A 17,844-nucleotide genomic window follows, 5' to 3' on the forward strand; every position below is an offset into this window, starting at 1 on the left:
CAGCGTTTTGAAAGTGTTTGGTTCTGTAACTTGGTTTTATGTACGATTGCATTATTGTAGGACAAGGCATTGCAGGCACCGTGCTTGCTTACACTTTCTTGCAACATAAAAAAACACCTCTTGTTTTCAATGCAGAGGAATTTCCTTCGGCTTCGCAAGTAGCAGGGGGTATTTTCAACCCGCTTACAGGAAAAAATCTTGTAAAAACTTGGCTTGCAGATGATTTGTTCCCTTTTTTACATACTTTTTACAGAGAAATGGAAGATGTTTTGGGAGAGCAGTTTGTACATTCTACCCCAATTTATCGCCCATTTCGTTCTATTGAGGAGCAAAACGAATGGATTGCCAAAAGTGCTTTGCCCGAATTCAAGTCGTACCTCAATACAGCCGTAGCCGAGGAGCAGTACCGCCCTGATATACAAAGCCCCTACGGCGGGATAGAAACTTTGCAGGCAGGCTGGATAGAACTTCCCAAACTTCTTAGAGCATTTCGTTGCTTTTTGGAAAAAAAATCTCTATATTTCAGGGAAATTTTTGATTATTCGGCTTTGCAGATTTTTTCAGACAAAGTTGCCTACAAAGGTATTGAAGCTGAAAAAATTATTTTCTGCGAAGGTACGCAAGCCACTCTGAACCCTTTTTTCCAAAATTTGCCTTTCAATTTTGCCAAAGGAGAGGTGATTGATATTGCAATGGCAGAGGCAAATTTTGAAAGTATCATCAATCAGGGGATAAGTATTGTACCTTTGGGTAAAAATACCTTCCGAGTAGCTTCTACGTATAGTTGGCATCAGTTGGATTGGGAAATTTCTGAAAAAGCAAAAGCCGAACTTACAGAAAAGGCAAGAAATTTGCTTAAAAAAGATTTTAGCGTTATTGCTCAAAAAGCGGGGCTTCGTCCTGCTACCAAAAACCGCCGCCCCATTATAGGCTTACACCCGCAAATGCCTCAGATAGGTATTTTCAATGGTTTGGGTAGCAAAGGCGTTTCGCTTGCCCCTTACTTGGCTGATAGATTTTTCAAACACTTATACGAAAATGCTCCATTACCTCAAGAAATCAACCAACCTGCTTGAAAACATTAGCAAAAAAATGTTTGCCCTTTTGGCTATTTTTTTGCTTTCTTTTCCAGTCTATTCGCAAGTAGAAGGACTTACGCAAAGACCCTTTGGTAAAAATCGGGTGCAATTTCAGGAATTTGACTGGCGAATGAAAACAACTACCAATTTTGAAGTCTATTACTACGATTTTGGTAGTGCCATTGCCGATTTTGCTTTGCTTTACGCCGAAAGCGAATTTGATAGAATTACCACTCTTTTGGGGCATAACCCCACTGCCAAAACCAAACTTTTTATTTACAACTCCGTTTCTGATTTACAGCAAAGCAATGTAGGGCTTGCCAATGAAAACAGCCGTACCGTAGGCGGACAAACAAATTTTATCAAGCCCAAAATTGAAATTCCTTTCACAGGGAGTTTGTATGAATTCAAAAAGGAAATTTCTTTCGGAATTGCCCAGATTTTTGTCAATGAAATGATGTATGGCGGCAATATTCGTGAAATCTTGAAAAATGGAGCTTTGCTCACCCTGCCCGATTGGTTTATGCCCGGTGCCGCCGCTTTCGTAGCCGATGCGTGGAGTAGCGAAATGGACGACTATATGCGAAACTCCATTGAATATCCGCAACTCAAACGCCCTCACAAACTCATTGGCAAAGAAGCTATGCTGGTAGGGCAATCTATTTGGAACTACATTGCTATCAAATATGGCGAAAACAACATTTCCAACATTCTGAACCTTACGCGTATCATACGTAGCGAAAAAGATGCCATTGCAAGCACTTTGGGTATTTCGTATGACGATTTTATTGAGGATTGGCGAAGTTTCTATTTGGAAATGGCTAAACAAGCAAAAACCGATTACGAAGCACTGGATTTTGATACACAACTCAAGAAACAAAACCACAAACGCAAAACCTACAACGAGGTAAAAATTAGCCCCAATGGAAAATTTGTTGCTTATTCCGAAAACCGAAACGGGCATTACGCCGTAGTAGTGAGGAATTTGGATAATATGAGGCGAAAAGTGGTTTTCAGAGGCGGCTTTCGGCTCAATGCACAAAGAATAAACGAAAAAATCCCACTTTTGGCTTGGTCTGATGATAACCAACTTGCCATTTGCTACAAACACAAAAACAAAACCCGCTTCCGAATACTCAAAGTAGGTAAAAGAAAAGTGAAAAAATTGGAACAACTGCAATTTGAGTTTTTCAATCAGGTAACAGGTTTTGATATTTCGGCAGATGGGAGCGTACTGGCGATTAGTAGCGACCGTATAGGCTCGGCAGGTGTGCAGGCAGGTAGCAACGATTTGTACCTATACACTATCCGAGAGCGTTTTATGAAACGTCTTACCAATGACCTCTATGACGATACAGACCCCGTTTTTGTAGGCAAAAGCAACGATATTTTGGTTTTTTCTTCCAACCGCCCCGCCGATAGCCTAAATATTCCTCCCGGCGATTTCAGAACCATCGGCGAAAATTATGACCTTTTCTATTACAATCCGCAAGAATCGGCTAATAAATTAGTTCGTCTTACCAATGCCCCTCAAAAAGAGCTATATCCTGTAATGTTTGATGAACAAACAGCAATGTTTTTGAGCGAGCAAAATGGTATTTCTAACCTTTTTAGTGTGAATTTGGTGAGCAAAGAAGTTCGCCAACTTACCAATTCAAGGCATAGCATACAGAAATTTAGCGTGGCAGAGCGAGGAAATTTGCTGGCTTTTCGCTCTTGGCACAAGCGTAAAGAAAAATTGATGCTCAAAAGAAATTTTGATTTTACCCAAAATCGGAAAAGTATTCCTACTTCACGCATTTTGTATTTGAAGCAAAAAGGTCTTTTGCCCGAACAGCAAGCCCTTGCAGATAGCTCTGCCCAAGAAAAACAAGAGGAAAAAACTCAACAACCCACCGAACCCGAATACAAACCCGAAAAGCCCTACAACCCCGAAGAAATTGATACAGACGACTACCAATTTGACCCCGAAGTGGTAAAGGAAGTCAAAGAAAAGATGAAAAATCAGAAAAATGATAATCTGACACTCGTTACCAATTTCTCGCAAAGGAGAAAAACTAACAAAAACCCTGAAATACGCGGAGCCTATCCCTATGAGCCACTTTTTACCACCGAAAGCAGTGTTTCCACCCCTTTCATAGACCCTATACGTGGTTTTGGTTTGCTTTTTGAAATGGAAGTGAGTGATTTACTGGAAAACCACCGCATGAAAGGCGGGTTGTTAGGGCTTTTTGACCTTCGTAGTGCCAATTATTTTGCAGAATATCAGTATCTTGCCAATCGTCTTGACCTCATTGCTCGCTACGATAGAAAAAGCATCTACGCCAACAACCCTTCGGTAGGTATTGCTCAACGCTATGCCAGCAATCGCTTCACGCTTACAGCCTCTTATCCTTTTACCAATTCAATGCGAGTGAGCCTAACAGGCGGTTATATGGACAGACGCTCTGTGAATTTGCTTTTTATTACAAAGTTTCCCGAATACATCAGCTATTTCCACTCAAGAGCCGAGTTTAACTTTGATAACACCATTACCAAAGCTCCCAATATGGTAGAAGGCACAAGGGCGAAAATTTATTATGAGTTCAACCCCTCTTTCAGCCATATCAACGAAGGTTTTGATAAGTTGATGTTGGACATTCGCCACTATCAGTCTTTGCACAAAGAAATTACCTTTGCGGCTCGTTTCAGTGCTGGGGCATTTGGAGGACGTTCGCCTAAACGTTTTATGCTGGGAGGTGTGGATAATAATCTTTCGCAACAAGCAAGCTTGGGAGGCAATCCGCCGCTTGATGTAAGTTTTGAGCAAGGCAATCCTGATGTACTTTTTCACGAATTTGCCACTAATTTGCGTGGCTTTAATTTCAACAGCCAGAATGGCAAATATTTTATGCTATTCAATGCCGAACTGCGAGTGCCAATTATCAAATATTTGCTTCAAAACTCCATTTCTTCCAACTTTTTCAAAAATCTGCAATTTATTGCCTTCGGCGACCTCGGCTCGGCTTGGAACAACACAGCCCCTTGGAATAGGCAAAATGATGTAAATACCCAACTGATAGATACACCCCCTTTCACTATCATTGTCAATAATTTCAAAAGTCCTTATTTGGCAAGCTATGGCTGGGGCTTTCGTACCACCTTTTTGGGCTACTACCTGAAAGCCGATATAGCTTGGAAAGTGGAGGACTTTGTAGTTACGCCACGCCCCGTGTGGGTGATTTCTATGGGGTATGATTTTTAGGCAAGCACACCAAACAAATCAAACTCTTGGGCTACGGTAATGCGAATACTTGCGAAATCGCCTATGCGTATGTAAGTATTTTTATCAGCTTTTACCAGCACTTCGTTATCTACTTCGGGGGAGTCGTATTCTGTTCTACCGATAAAGTAATCCCCCTCTTTTCTATCAAAAAGCACCTTAAAAACTTTGCCTACTTTTTGCTGATTGAGTTCCCAAGAAATTTCCTGCTGAATGTTCATAATTTCGGCGGCACGTTCTTGCTTTACCTCTTGTGGAATGTCATCTGGCATTGTGAAGGAATGTGTTTGCTCTTCGTGAGAGTATGTGAAAACTCCCAGCCTATCGAAACGCATTTTTTCTACAAATTCACACATTTCCTCAAAGTGTTTTTCAGTTTCGTGGGGGTGTCCGACAATCAGTGTGGTTCGTAAAGCAATTTCAGGCACTTTTTGCCGAATTTTATCCAAAAGTACTTCTGTTTTTTCACGGGTAATGCCTCTACGCATTATTTTGAGCATTTCAGAGGAGCCGTGTTGCAAAGGCATATCCAAATATTTGCAGATACTAGCGTGTTTTTGGATTACGTCCAAAATTTCCATAGGGAAACCCGCAGGATAGGCGTATTGGAGGCGTATCCATTCAATGCCTTCCACTTCGGCGAGTTTTTCTAAAAGTTGATGTAAAGTTCTTTTGCCTTCGGTATCCAAACCATAATAGGTAAGGTCTTGGGCAATCAGGATTAACTCTTTGGTGCCTTTTTTGGCAAAATTTTTGGCTTGTTCTACAAGTTGTTCCACAGGACGCGAAACGTGTTTGCCCCTCATCAGCGGAATAGCACAAAAAGAGCAAGGTCGGTCGCAACCTTCCGAAATTTTGAGATAAGCATAATGCGAAGGGGTAGTGAGTAGCCTTTCGCCTACAAGTTCGTGTTTGTAGTCTGCTTTGAGGGTTTTGAGCAAACGAGGCAATTCGTTTGTGCCAAAAAAAGCATCCACTTGCGGAATTTCAGCAGAAAGTTCGTCTTTGTAGCGATGCGAAAGACAACCTGTAACATAGAGTTTATCAATTAAGCCTTCTTCTTTGGCATCGGCATATTGCAAAATAGTATCAATGGATTCCTGCTTGGCATTTTCAATGAAGCCGCAAGTATTGATAATAATGATGTTGGCATCAGATTGAGCTTCTTCGTGAGTTACCTCAAAACGATTGGCTTTGAGTTGGGTAAAAATTTCTTCAGAATCTACCAAATTTTTGGCACACCCCAAAGTAATGATATTGACTTTGTTTTTGCGTAAAGTTTTGGTTTTCATTGTTTTAATCCTTGTAAGCTACGAAAATTATTTCATTCATATCCAAAGCATAACGTTTGATTTCTTCGGCGGGAAGCGTTTTTACAAAATCATCTGCCACTACTCTAAAACCCACAGAAGCAATGCGTTCTGCATAATCTCCGCCATAGAGCCTCAAATGGTCGCTTTGCCCAAAGGCTTTTTCTCGCTCTTTGGGTGAGGTAATGCTTTTGTCTTCATAGGTTTGAGGCAAGTTCCAATCCAAAGGAGATTGCAAAATTGCCCAGCCCCCTTTTTGTAGCACTCTGTAAATTTCTCGTAAAGCCTGCAAATCATCTGTTACGTGTTCTAAAACGTGATTGCAGAAAACTACATCAAAGCTATTATCAGCAAAAGGCATTTGGTGAATATCCATTTTTACTTTTGCCCAAGGCGACTCCAAATCTGCCGTAACATATTCTTGTAAATTAGATAGATTTTCAAATTTTTTCAAAAAGCAAATTTCAGGAGCAATGTGCAACACTTTCAGGGGGGCTTGAAAAAAATTGGTTTTTCTTTGCAAGTATAGCCACAGCAAGCGGTGGCGTTCCAAAGAAAGCGAGTCGGGGCAAAGAGCATTTTCACGAGGCTTTATTCTGCCATAAGGCAAAAACTTTCGGTAAGTTTTGCCCGAAATAGGGCATTGTACCTGATTGCCTCTGTAAAACACCGCTACCACCCGCAAAGCACCTATACCAAACTTCTGTAAATACTTGCGAGGCACAAAACGAATAAAAAAACGAACCAGTTGCTTCATTGCTTCCAAATAAGCCACAAAGATACAAAATTTGTAACTATTTATGTTCAAAAAGTTAAAGGTTCAAGCGTTTGGGGTAAAAAAAGTTTTACTCCGTATAGCTATCATATCTAATGCTCTAAATCCTGTTTCTTGCTTCCTGTTTCCTGTTTCAATACTGCAATTAGACCTAAACAATTGCCAAAATTTTTAATATCAGCCTCATAAAACCTTTTTCCAAAACTTGCCATTAGGCTCTCTTTTTGCCAAATAAATTCCTTATCTTTGCAGAAAATTATTGCTTTTTCATTTCTAAATTTTTGGGTACAAATGTGTGGAATTGGTTTTATTCGTTTGCGTAAGCCTTACCAGTATTACTTAGATAAATACGGCTCGGTGCTATATCCTTTGCAAAAGTTGTATATGCTTATGGACAAACAAAGCAATCGGGGGCAAGATGGAGCAGGAGTGGCTGTCATTAAGTTAGATGTGCCGCCTGGGCACCGTTACATCAGTAGGTATCGTTCTATCAAACAGCAAGCTACGCATAAAATTTTCAAGAAAATAGCAAAAAAAATTAAGAAAACTACCAAAGGACACAAAAAAGAAGCCCTCAATGCCCAATGGCTTAAAGAAAATGTCGCTTTTACAGGTGAGTTGCTTTTAGGACACCTACGCTATGGCACACACGGCTTGAACAGCATTGAAAATTGCCACCCTTTTTTGCGTCAGAATAATTGGCGAAGCAGAAATTTGGTGCTTGCAGGCAATTTTAATATGACCAACAATGATGAACTCTTTGAAAAACTGCTTCAGCTTGGTCAGCACCCCAAAGAAAAAATTGATACCGTAACCGTACTTGAAAAAATCGGTCATTTTTTGGACGAAGAAAACCAACTCATCTACGATGCCCACAAAGAACTTTACAGCAAGCAGGAAATGTCGGCAGTAATTGAGGAAAAGATTGATTTACAGAGAGTTTTGCGTAGAGCTTGCAAAGATTTTGATGGCGGCTATGCTATTGTAGGAATGACAGGCTACGGAGCGGCTTTCGTAGCTCGCGACCCTGCGGGTATTCGCCCTGCTTATTTTTGGGCAAATGATGAATTTTTGGTGGTAGCTTCTGAAAGAGCCGCTATCAAACTTGCTTTTGATGCCCCTTATGAAGAAATTGAAGAGATAAAGCCTGCTCACGCCCTGATTGTTCATAAAAACGCTACTTTTGAACAAAAACCCTTTGCCGAGCCTTTGCCCCAAAAGTCTTGCAGTTTTGAACGCATTTATTTTTCACGTGGAACAGACCCTGCTATCTATCAGGAACGCAAGCAGTTAGGATTTTTACTTGCTCCCAAAGTTTTGGAAGCTATCCAATACGATTTAGAAAACACGATTTTTTCCTATGTTCCCAATACCGCCGAAACATCTTTTTTAGGACTTCTCAAAGGTTTGGAATACCACTTGGAGCAAAAGCGAAAAGATTTTCTACAAAAGCAAGATTGGCAAAATCTTGAAAAAACCATTTCTACACGCATACGCGTAGAAAAACTGGTTATCAAAGATGCTAAACTCCGCACTTTTATCACTGATGATAGCCACCGCAAAGAAATGGTCAATTCGGTGTATGATACCACCTACAACGTAGTTCGCAAAAAGCAAGATACGCTCGTTATCATTGACGACTCTATCGTGAGAGGTACTACTTTGGAAGAGAGCATTTTGCAAATGCTGGATAAATTAGAACCCCGAAAAATTATCATTGTTTCTTCTGCTCCTCAAATTCGCTATCCCGATTGTTATGGAATAGATATGTCCAAAATGGGTGAATTTGTTGCCTTTCGGGCTATGCTGGAACTGCTCAAAGAACGAGGCGAACACCTTGTTTTTGACGAAAAACTGCTTGCTGAAAATGAAAATCTTGCTCAAAAATGGTACAATCTTTTCAGCGAAGAGGAAATTTCAGTCAAAATTGCCCAAATGATAAAGCAAAAAAGCAAAATTCAGGCAGAAGTTGAAGTTATCTATCAAAGTATAGAAAATCTGCACAATGCCTGCCCCCTACATCAAGGTGATTGGTACTTTACAGGCAACTATCCCACGCCTGGCGGCTATAAGGTGGTGAATAAATCCTTGAAAAACTTTTTAGAGGGCAGATTGGAAAGGGCTTATTAAAGGCTGAAAACAGCAAGGCAAAAGTTTAAGGTAAGGGCAGTAGATGTAATACTCCCCTCTTTCTGCATTTTTGAGCCTAAATGCTTATAAATTTTCTTGGCAAATTTTTCTCTTTTAGCGAATTTTCGCTAAATTGCTTGCCCATACTTCAACCCTCTAATCTTGGATAATTATGCTCAATGCCCAAATTTCAGCCGCCAATCTGTATAGCGAAGTGCTAACAGATGAGGCAATCGCTTTTTTGGTTCATTTACACAAAAAATTCAATCCCAAGCGTAAAGAGCTACTTGCTAAACGTCAGGAACGCCTGCAGGAACTTAAAAATGGCAAATTACCCACTTTTTTACCCGAAACACAAGCCATTCGTGAAGATGCTTCTTGGAAAGTAGCCCCTATACCTGCGGATTTGCAAGATAGACGCGTAGAAATCACAGGACCTGTGGATAGAAAAATGGTTATCAATGCTCTCAATTCGGGAGCAAAGGTATTTATGGCAGATTTTGAAGATGCCAACTCGCCCACTTGGGAAAATTGTTTGGAAGGGCAAATCAACTTGAAAAATGCCATTTTGCGACAAATAGACTTTACCGCCGAAAACGGCAAAACCTATCAGCTCAACGAAAAAACCGCAGTCCTGAAAGTTCGCCCTCGTGGCTGGCACTTAGTTGAAAAGCACTTTCTGGTAGAAGGCGAACCTATTTCTGCCTCTCTGTTTGATTTCGGACTTTTCTTTTTCCACAATGCCCAAAATTTGCTTGCTCGTGGTACAGCTCCTTATTTTTATTTGCCCAAATTAGAAAACCATTTGGAAGCCCGCCTCTGGAACGAAGTATTTGTAGAAGCCCAAAATTATTTAGCCATACCCGAAGGTACTATCAAAGTTACGGTACTGATTGAAACTATCCTTGCGGCATTTGAAATGGAAGAAATCATCTACGAACTTCGTAAGCACTTGGCAGGGTTAAATGCAGGACGTTGGGACTACATTTTTAGCACTATCAAAAAACTTCATCATTTGCCCCAAGCCCAATTCCCCGACAGAAGCCAAATCACGATGCAAGTACCTTTTATGCGTGCCTATGCTCAGTTGCTTGTGAAAATTTGCCACAAACGCAATGCTCACGCCATAGGGGGAATGTCGGCTTTTATTCCTTCTCGTAAAGATGAAGAAGTAAATAAAAATGCTTTTGCCAAAGTACGTGCCGATAAAGAATTGGAAGCTACCACAGGCTATGATGGTACTTGGGTTGCCCACCCCGACCTTGTACCTATTGCCCAAGAAGCCTTTGATAAAGTTTTGGGCTCAAATCCTCATCAAAAGCACATTTTACGCCAAGACCTACACCTTTCGGATAAAGATTTGCTCAATTTTACGATAGAAGGTGGAAAAATTACCGAGCAAGGCTTGCGAACCAACATCAATGTAGGCATTTTGTACATTGAATCGTGGCTTTCGGGGGTAGGAGCGGCGGCTCTCTACAACCTTATGGAAGATGCCGCAACCGCTGAAATTTCAAGAGCCCAAGTGTGGCAATGGCTCAAAACAAAAGCCCCATTAGAGGACGGCAGAACTATTGATTTAGCACTTTACAAGCAAATTTTACAAGAAGAAACCGAAAAATGCAAAAAACTGCTCGGTGAGGCAAGAGTGCAAACAGGAAATTTAGAAAAGGCTATCAAAATTTTTGATGAAATTGTTTTGAATGAAAATTTTGTGGAATTTCTGACTATTCCCGCTTACGAATATTTGGCATAGATTGGGTTTCATTTTCTTTCCTCTTTTTGGTGGCTACCAAAAAGAGGAAAGAGCAAAAATTAGTGTATTTCATTCAAATAAAACAAGGCTTCTTGCAATTCGTGTTCAGCCACAGGCACATCAATAATGCCTCTGCCAATTTCCGAAAGCAAAGTGCAACGAATTTCGCCACTCTGATTTTTTTTATCTTGCAGAGCCAGTTGGGTAATTTCTTCCACATCTTTATCGCTCAAAAATATTTTGCTATCTGCAAACTGCCCTGCAATGTAATCTTGAATTTCATCTAAATCTTCTTTTTCAATAAAGCCTTTTTGAACAGCGATAAAACTTTCGGCAATCATACCCCAAGCTACTGCCTCGCCGTGTAAAAGTGAGTTATCAGTTTCCAAGAAGTGGCTTTCCAAAGCGTGTCCAACCGTATGCCCAAAATTGAGCAGTTTGCGAACATTTTTTTCTTGAAAATCTTTTTCAACAATTATTTTCTTGTACCCAACGGAATGTTGAACCAAAGTATCCCAATCTTGCTCTTTCCAAGGCAAAGTGGAGATTTCATTCCACATTTCCTTATCAGCAATGAGGCAATGCTTAATGATTTCGGCAAAACCTGCACGCAATTCTCTTTCGGGTAAGGTTTCTAAAAAAATTGTATCAATAAAAACCGCCTTAGGAAGTGAAAAAACACCTATTTGATTTTTATAGCCTTCAAAATCTATACCTACTTTTCCGCCTACGCTGGCATCTACTTGGGCAAGCAAGGTAGTTGGGATTTGAATAAAATCAATGCCACGTTTGTATGTAGCGGCACAAAAGCCTCCCAAATCACCAATCACCCCTCCCCCTAAATTGATAAGTAGTGCGTTTCTATCAAATTTTTGGGCAGTCATTGCCGACCAAATCTGTTGGGCGGTTTCAATGTTTTTATATGCCTCTCCCGAAGGAATCTTAAAAACAAACGCCTTATTCCACAAAAACTCAAGTGCCGTCAAGCAGTGCTTGGAAGTGTTTTCATCGCAAAGGATAAAAATCTTGCTGTAATTTTGCTTCGAAAGCCATTCTTTGAGGGTATTAGTCAGGTTTGCCGAACAGAAAAAAACATTTTCCACTTGCAAAAAAGTTTTAGAAAAGTGTTTGCACCAATTTTTAATCAAACGTAAGGAAAAGAATTTTCTTGCCCAAATTTTCTAAAATCACAAGCCCGCAAGCAGAAAAGTGCTTTGTCCTACTTTTGAAATTTTTTTCTTTCTTTTTTATGGAATTTTTGCTAACCTTACATCATACAAGAAAAAGCGTATCTTTATGAAAAAGCTCATTTTCGCTCTTGCTATTCTACTGGCAATCGTCCAAACTAATCAGGCACAAACTATGTATGAAAATTTGTGGAAAAAAGTAACTGACGCCGAAGACAAAGGCTTACCCGAAACGGCTCGCAAAGAAGTAGAGGCTATTTATGCACTCGCTCAAAAAGAAAAAAACAATGCACAACTCGTAAAAGCAGTAATTCATAGGCTCAAATATTACGAGGTAAAAGAAGAAAAAGATGTGGTCAAAGCCCTAATGGAACTCAAAAAAGAGGCTGAAAAAGCTGATTTCCCGACCAAAAATCTGCTCTATTCTATGCAGGCTGAAATTTTTTGGAAATATTACCAAGAAAACCGCTGGCAATTTTCGGGCAGAACGCAAATGCAGGAAAGCCCCGAAGATATAGAAACGTGGAGCATCGCCAAAATTACCGAAGAAACCCGCAAACATTTCTTGCTTTCGCTTCAAAATGCTTCTGAATTGCAAAAAGTACAAATCAACGTTTTTGATGAAATCATCAGCAAAGGTATGCAAGAGGCTCGTGCCTTACGCCCCACCCTCTACGATTTTCTGGCTTGGCGTGCCATTTATTTTTTCCAAAACAACGAAGCTGAAGTTACTCGCCCTTTTTACTATTTTCAGGTAGATAAAAATGAATACTTTGCCCCCGCCACCTATTTTATCAAACTCAACCTGCAAACCAAAGACGAAGACTCTTTTGATTTCATCACGCTCAAAATCTACCAAGAACTGCTCAAAATCAATCAGAATAGCAACAAAAACACCTATCTGCATATAGATTTAGCCCGCCAGCAGTTTGTGTATAAAAATTCGGTTTCACCCCAAAAAGATGAACTCTATTTGCAAGCTCTCGAAAAAATGAAAAACCTTTACGAAGGCAACGCTGAAGTTTCTTTTGTATATCACGCTTTGGCTATGTATTGGTTTAAGAGAGGGCAAAAATATAATCCCGAAAAAGGTAATCAGTTTCAGATGGATTTGAAAAAAGCCTATCAGATTTGCGAAGAGGCCATACAAAAATACCCCGATAGCAGAGGCACAATCAACTGCAAAAGCCTACAAAATAGTATTATCACCAAAGAAATTGCTTTACAAATGGAGCAAACCGAGCCATCAAACACTGCTTTTAAGGCTTTGCTTACTTATAGTAATTTTGACAAACTGCATTTCCGTATTTTTAAGGTAGATAGGGCAGAAGTTGAAAAAAAACGCCGAGAGCAACGCAAAAACTACGACGACTACCAAGAACGCAAATTTCTTACTCATTTCCTTAGCCAAAAACCTATTCGTACAGGTTCTTTTAATTTACCCAACCAGCAAGATTTCCAAAAGCACCGTACCGAAATTGCTTTTGAGGGTTTGCCCACAGGCGACTATATGCTTATTACCAGCGAAAAAAATAATTTTACCCTTGAAAAAGATAACGCCATTGCCTACAACTTTTTTACCATTTCCGATATTGCCTATATCCATAAAAATCTGCCCGATGGCAAAATGGACTTATACACCTTGCACCGCAAAACAGGCGAACCCCTGCCCAATGTACAATTGGAAGCCTATACCTATCGCTACAACTCTTCTTTGGGATATTATGAAAGATTTGCCAAAGGGAAGTTTCAAACCGACTCCAAAGGCTTTGTACGATTACCCTATATGCGTTCTACGGATAGAAGCTACTACGAAACCAATTTAGATATAGATTTCAAACTCGGAAACGACTTTGTTTCTACACAACAAGTAGATGACGGACGCTATTATTCGTATGGAGCTTTGTACCAAACTGCCTACCAAGAGCCACAAGCTATTTCCAAAACCTTGTTTTTCTTGGATAGAGCCATTTACCGACCTGGGCAAACTATTTATTTCAAGGGACTACTTATTACCCAAAAAGGCAAAGAAAATAAGATTTTGCCTAATATGCCTGTGGAAGTAGTTTTTTACAATGTGAATCGTCAGGAAGTAGAAAGAAAAAGTTTTGTTACGAATGAATATGGAACTTTCAATGGCTTTTTTACCGCCCCACAAAATGGCATTACAGGGCAAATGCAACTTGCTTCCAGCATCAATGGAAATATCTATTTTTCAGTAGAAGAGTACAAACGCCCCAAATTTGAAGTAAAATTTGAGCCTTTGAAGCAAGCCTATCGTTTGGGTGAGGAAGTAATTGCCGAAGGAAAAGCACAAGCCTATTCAGGGGCAAGCATTGATAATGCCCAAGTAAAATACCGAGTGGTTCGTAAAGCGGAGTTTCCGATTTGGTGGTGGCGTTGGTATGGATACTATCCTGAAAGCCCTGAAATTGAAATCACGAATGGCACTGCCCAAACCGATGCCAATGGCGTTTTCAAAATCAAATTCAATGCTATCCCCGATTTGAGTGTAGATAAAGCCAGCGAACCTGTGTTCAATTATACAATTTATGCCGATGTAACCGACCTCAATGGCGAAACCCGTAGCAACCAAATCACCGTGAAAGTGGGTTACAAAACTTTGCAAATTGGCACAAATCTCGCCGACCTTAACCAAGATACTTGGGAAGGCAAAGCCTTTCAAATTCAAACAACCAACCTGATGGGCGAATTTGAACCAGCCCAAGGAGAAGTTCACATTTATAGGCTCAAAATACCTTCCAAGTCTTTCAAGCAACGCTTATGGGGCAAGCCTGATGTACATACACTCTCCAAAGCCGATTTTGAGCGTATGTTTCCCGATGAAGCCTATCAGAATGAAGATAACCAAGCTTTTTGGGAAAAAGATAGAAGCGTGTTCAATACAGCTTTCAATACACGCGAAAAGAAAGAGTTTGAACTCAAAGACCTCAAAAAATGGCAACAAGGCATTTATCTTATTGAAATGGTTGCTACCGATAAATACGGGCAAGAAGTTCGTAGCAAAAATTACTTTGAAGTATTTTCGGATAAAGCCAAAAGCCCTGCCATTCCTACCAATGTTTTGCTCAAACCCCTTAAACCTGCTCACGAAGCAGGTGAAACAGCTCAAATTTTGGTGGCTACCTCTCATACGCAAAAGATATTGTATGAAGTCGCTTTTGAAAGAGAGATTTTGAAAAGCGAATGGTTAAATCTAAAAAATGAGCAAACCTTGCTGGCTGTACCTATCCGCGAAGCTATGAAAGGAGGTTTTTATGTTACGGCTGTAGGCATTTACAACAATCGCCTTTACAAGGAGCAAAAATTTGTCAATGTACCTTATAGCGAAAAAGAATTGGAAGTAATTTTTGAAACCTATCGCGACAAACTCCTGCCTGGCGAGCAAGAAGAATGGCGTTTGCGTATCAAGGGCAAAAAAGCCGATAAAATCGCCGCCGAAATGGTTGCTACACTCTACGATGCTTCGCTTGATGCTTTCAGAGTAAATGAATGGGACGCCAGTTTTTGGAGAGCCAACTATCTCTATGGAAATTGGGAGGCAACCCCCGACTTCAAGGCAGATGCTTTTCGGGTGCAATATTATGGGTGGAATCGCTCTTTTGCCACTTTTAATTACGATTTTGACGATTTGAACTGGTTTGGGTATAGCTTTTATTACTACTATTCAAGGCGGAGGGATAGAGGCGGAAATATAAAATATGCTACAAAACCTGCCGCTTCAATGAAAGAAAGAGACGGAGAAGCTTTGGAGGTAAGTCCAACGACCGCTTATAGTGATGTAGAAAAAAGAGAAATGACTAAAAAGAAAGAAGCCGCCGCCGATGAAGAACTAAGCGAGCAAGAGGTATTTGGGAATACTGAAACAAAAAATAATGTAGGAAAAGACAAAGGCAAGAAAACTCAAGCAGATGAAGTGCAAATCCGTAAAAATTTCAACGAAACAGCCTTTTTCTACCCTGAATTGCGTACCAATGAAAACGGCGAAATTATCATTAAATTCACCGTGCCCGAAGCCCTAACCCGCTGGAAAATGCTTGGCTTTGTACATACCAAAGAATTAGCGTATGCCCTTGCTGAAAACTCTTTGGTAACCCAAAAAAACTTGATGGTAGTGCCTAATCAGCCTCGTTTTTATAGAGAAAATGATGAAATGGTGTTCGCTGTAAAAGTTACCTCTCTTGCCGAAACCGAACTCAAAGGCGAAGCCCAAATAGAGTTTTTTGATGCAATAGCAGGTAAAAAAGTGAATTTAGGCTTTGGAGAAAGTTCTGGGGCAAAATCTTTTGTGGTAAAACCCGGTCAGAGTCAGAATTTGGAATGGAAAATTCGTATTCCTGAAGGTTTGCAGGCTCTTACTTACCGAGTGGTGGCTAAATCAGGCAAATTTTCTGACGGCGAAGAAATGACTTTGCCCGTAGTTACCAACCGAATGCTTGTAACCGAAACAATGCCTTTGCCCATTCGTGGAAAGCAAGAAAAGGACTTTAAGTTTGAAAAACTCATCACCAGCGGTAGTTCCAATACGCTCAAACACCAGCGTTTCACTTTGGAATTTACCTCTAACCCCGCTTGGTATGCAGTACAGGCATTGCCTTATATGATGGAGTACCCTTACGAGTGTGTGGAGCAGACTTTTAGCCGTTATTATGCCAATTCCATTGCTACCCACGTAGCCAATAGCAACCCAAAAATCAAACAAGTATTTGATACTTGGAAAAACTACCAGCCCGATGCCCTACTTTCCAATTTGGAGAAAAATCAGGAACTTAAATCGGCTCTTTTGGAAGAAACGCCTTGGGTACTCAATGCCAAAGATGAAAGCCAACGCAAACGCCAAATCGCTCTCCTTTTCGATTTGAACCGAATGGCAAGCGAACAAGCCGCCGCTCTGGAGAAAGTTCGTAAGCATCAACTTTCAAGTGGAGGTTTTACGTGGTTTCTTGGCTTCCCCGAAGATAGATATATGACACAGCACATCATTGCCCAAATGGGACATCTGGACGTGATGAAAGTAAAATCAGTTCGCCAAGATGCTAGCACTTGGCAAATGCTTCAAAAAGCCATCTCTTATGCCGATAGAATGATAGCCGATGATTATGAAAAACTGAAAGCCTGCGTAAAACGTGGTGATTGTAAATTTGAAAACAACAACCTCAGCTACATTCAAATTCAGTATTTGTATGCTCGCAGTTATTTCAAAGATATAGCTATTCCCAATGGAAGCAAAGAAGCCTTCAATTATTATTTGGGACAAGCCAAGAAATTCTGGCTCTCGTATCCGCTCTATACCGAAGGAATGTTGTGCTTGGCTTTGGATAGATTTGGCGATAAGCAAACGCCGCAAGCTATGATAAAATCTTTCACAGAAAAATCTTTGCATAGCGAAGAGTTTGGAATGTATTGGAAGCAAGAACGTTCTTGGTGGTGGTACCACGCCCCTATCGAAACACAAGCCTTGATGATTGAAGTTTATGACGAGGTTGCCAAAAACACCAAAGCCGTTGAGGATTTGAAAGTTTGGCTCTTGAAGCAAAAACAAACCCAAGATTGGAAAACCACACGTGCTACTGCCGAAGCCTGTTTTGCTCTTTTGCGTAGAGGTAGCGATGTTTTGGCAAGCGAGCAACTCGTAGAAGTAAGTTTAGGCGGGCAAGTGGTTCGCCCTTCGGAGGCTACCGAAACCAAAGTAGAGGCTGGTACAGGTTATTTCAAAACGGCTTGGAATGCCGAGCAAGTTCGTCCCGAAATGGGAAATATCAAAGTTACTAAAAAAGATGAAGGCGTAGCTTGGGGAGCTGTGTATTGGCAGTATTTTGAACAATTAGATAAAATCACTTTTGCCGAAACCCCCATTAGCATCAAAAAAGACCTATTCTTGGAAAAAGATAGCGACAAGGGCAAAATTTTAGTACCTATCACCGAGAAAAATCCTATCAAGGTAGGCGATTTGGTAAAAGTACGCGTAGAAATTCGTGTGGATAGAGATATGGAATATGTACATCTGAAAGATATGCGTGCCGCTGGTTTTGAGCCTATCAATGTACTCTCGGGCTACCGCTATCAAGACGGAATGTGGTACTACGAAAGCACTCGCGATATGGCAACTAATTTCTTTATCAGTTACTTGCGTAAGGGTACGTATGTTTTTGAATATCCTTTGCGAGCTTCTTTGAAAGGAAATTACTCCAATGGCATCACAACTATTCAATGTATGTACACCCCCGAATTTACGAGCCATTCGGCAGGAATACGCGTAAAAATTGAGTAGAAGGAATAACCAAACAAAAGAGGGCTTTGAAAATGAAGCCCTCTTTTATTTTC

8 protein-coding genes are annotated in these 17,844 nt (G+C 40.5%); 5 read left to right on the forward strand and 3 right to left on the reverse strand.

From position 1 onward, the window contains the following. Nucleotides 1–38: 38 nt before the first annotated feature. Both ACWITO_RS00650 and ACWITO_RS00655 read left to right on the forward strand, forming a co-directional pair. Nucleotides 39–1,076: an NAD(P)/FAD-dependent oxidoreductase gene (locus ACWITO_RS00650; RefSeq protein ID WP_448528076.1), complete on the forward strand. Its 1,038-nt coding sequence runs from the start codon at nucleotides 39–41 to the stop codon at nucleotides 1,074–1,076. Continuing rightward, the gene (locus tag ACWITO_RS00655) at nucleotides 1,039–4,323 is read left to right on the forward strand and encodes a hypothetical protein (protein ID WP_448528077.1); all 3,285 of its coding nucleotides are present in this window, start codon (nucleotides 1,039–1,041) and stop codon (nucleotides 4,321–4,323) included. Before ACWITO_RS00650 ends, ACWITO_RS00655 begins: the two co-directional genes overlap by 38 nt. On the opposite strand, the gene rimO is transcribed toward ACWITO_RS00655, so the two are convergent. Beyond that, a complete protein-coding gene (gene rimO / locus ACWITO_RS00660) occupies nucleotides 4,320–5,633 on the reverse strand; it encodes a 30S ribosomal protein S12 methylthiotransferase RimO (RefSeq protein WP_448528078.1) in 1,314 nt (437 codons plus the stop codon). The genes ACWITO_RS00655 and rimO overlap by 4 nt on opposite strands. A 4-nt stretch (nucleotides 5,634–5,637) precedes the next feature. Further along, nucleotides 5,638–6,408: a class I SAM-dependent methyltransferase gene (locus ACWITO_RS00665; protein ID WP_448528116.1), complete on the reverse strand. Its 771-nt coding sequence runs from the start codon at nucleotides 6,406–6,408 to the stop codon at nucleotides 5,638–5,640. 309 nt (nucleotides 6,409–6,717) lie between these two features. Here ACWITO_RS00665 and ACWITO_RS00670 point away from each other — a divergent pair, with 309 nt between their 5' ends. After that, a complete protein-coding gene (locus tag ACWITO_RS00670) occupies nucleotides 6,718–8,556 on the forward strand; it encodes an amidophosphoribosyltransferase (protein WP_448528079.1) in 1,839 nt (612 codons plus the stop codon). Between the two features lie 172 nt (nucleotides 8,557–8,728). Then, complete coding sequence (gene aceB, locus ACWITO_RS00675; RefSeq protein WP_448528080.1) at nucleotides 8,729–10,312, forward strand: malate synthase A; 1,584 nt, start codon at nucleotides 8,729–8,731, stop codon at nucleotides 10,310–10,312. A 59-nt stretch (nucleotides 10,313–10,371) separates the two neighbouring features. Here aceB and aroB read toward each other — a convergent pair whose 3' ends face one another. After that, on the reverse strand, nucleotides 10,372–11,415 hold the full coding sequence (gene aroB / locus ACWITO_RS00680) for a 3-dehydroquinate synthase (RefSeq protein WP_448528081.1): 1,044 nt from the start codon (nucleotides 11,413–11,415) through the stop codon (nucleotides 10,372–10,374). 193 nt (nucleotides 11,416–11,608) lie between these two features. Here aroB and ACWITO_RS00685 point away from each other — a divergent pair, with 193 nt between their 5' ends. After that, on the forward strand, nucleotides 11,609–17,791 hold the full coding sequence (locus ACWITO_RS00685) for an alpha-2-macroglobulin family protein (protein WP_448528082.1): 6,183 nt from the start codon (nucleotides 11,609–11,611) through the stop codon (nucleotides 17,789–17,791). Nucleotides 17,792–17,844: the final 53 nt, after the last annotated feature.

Source organism: Raineya sp. (genome assembly GCF_053497555.1).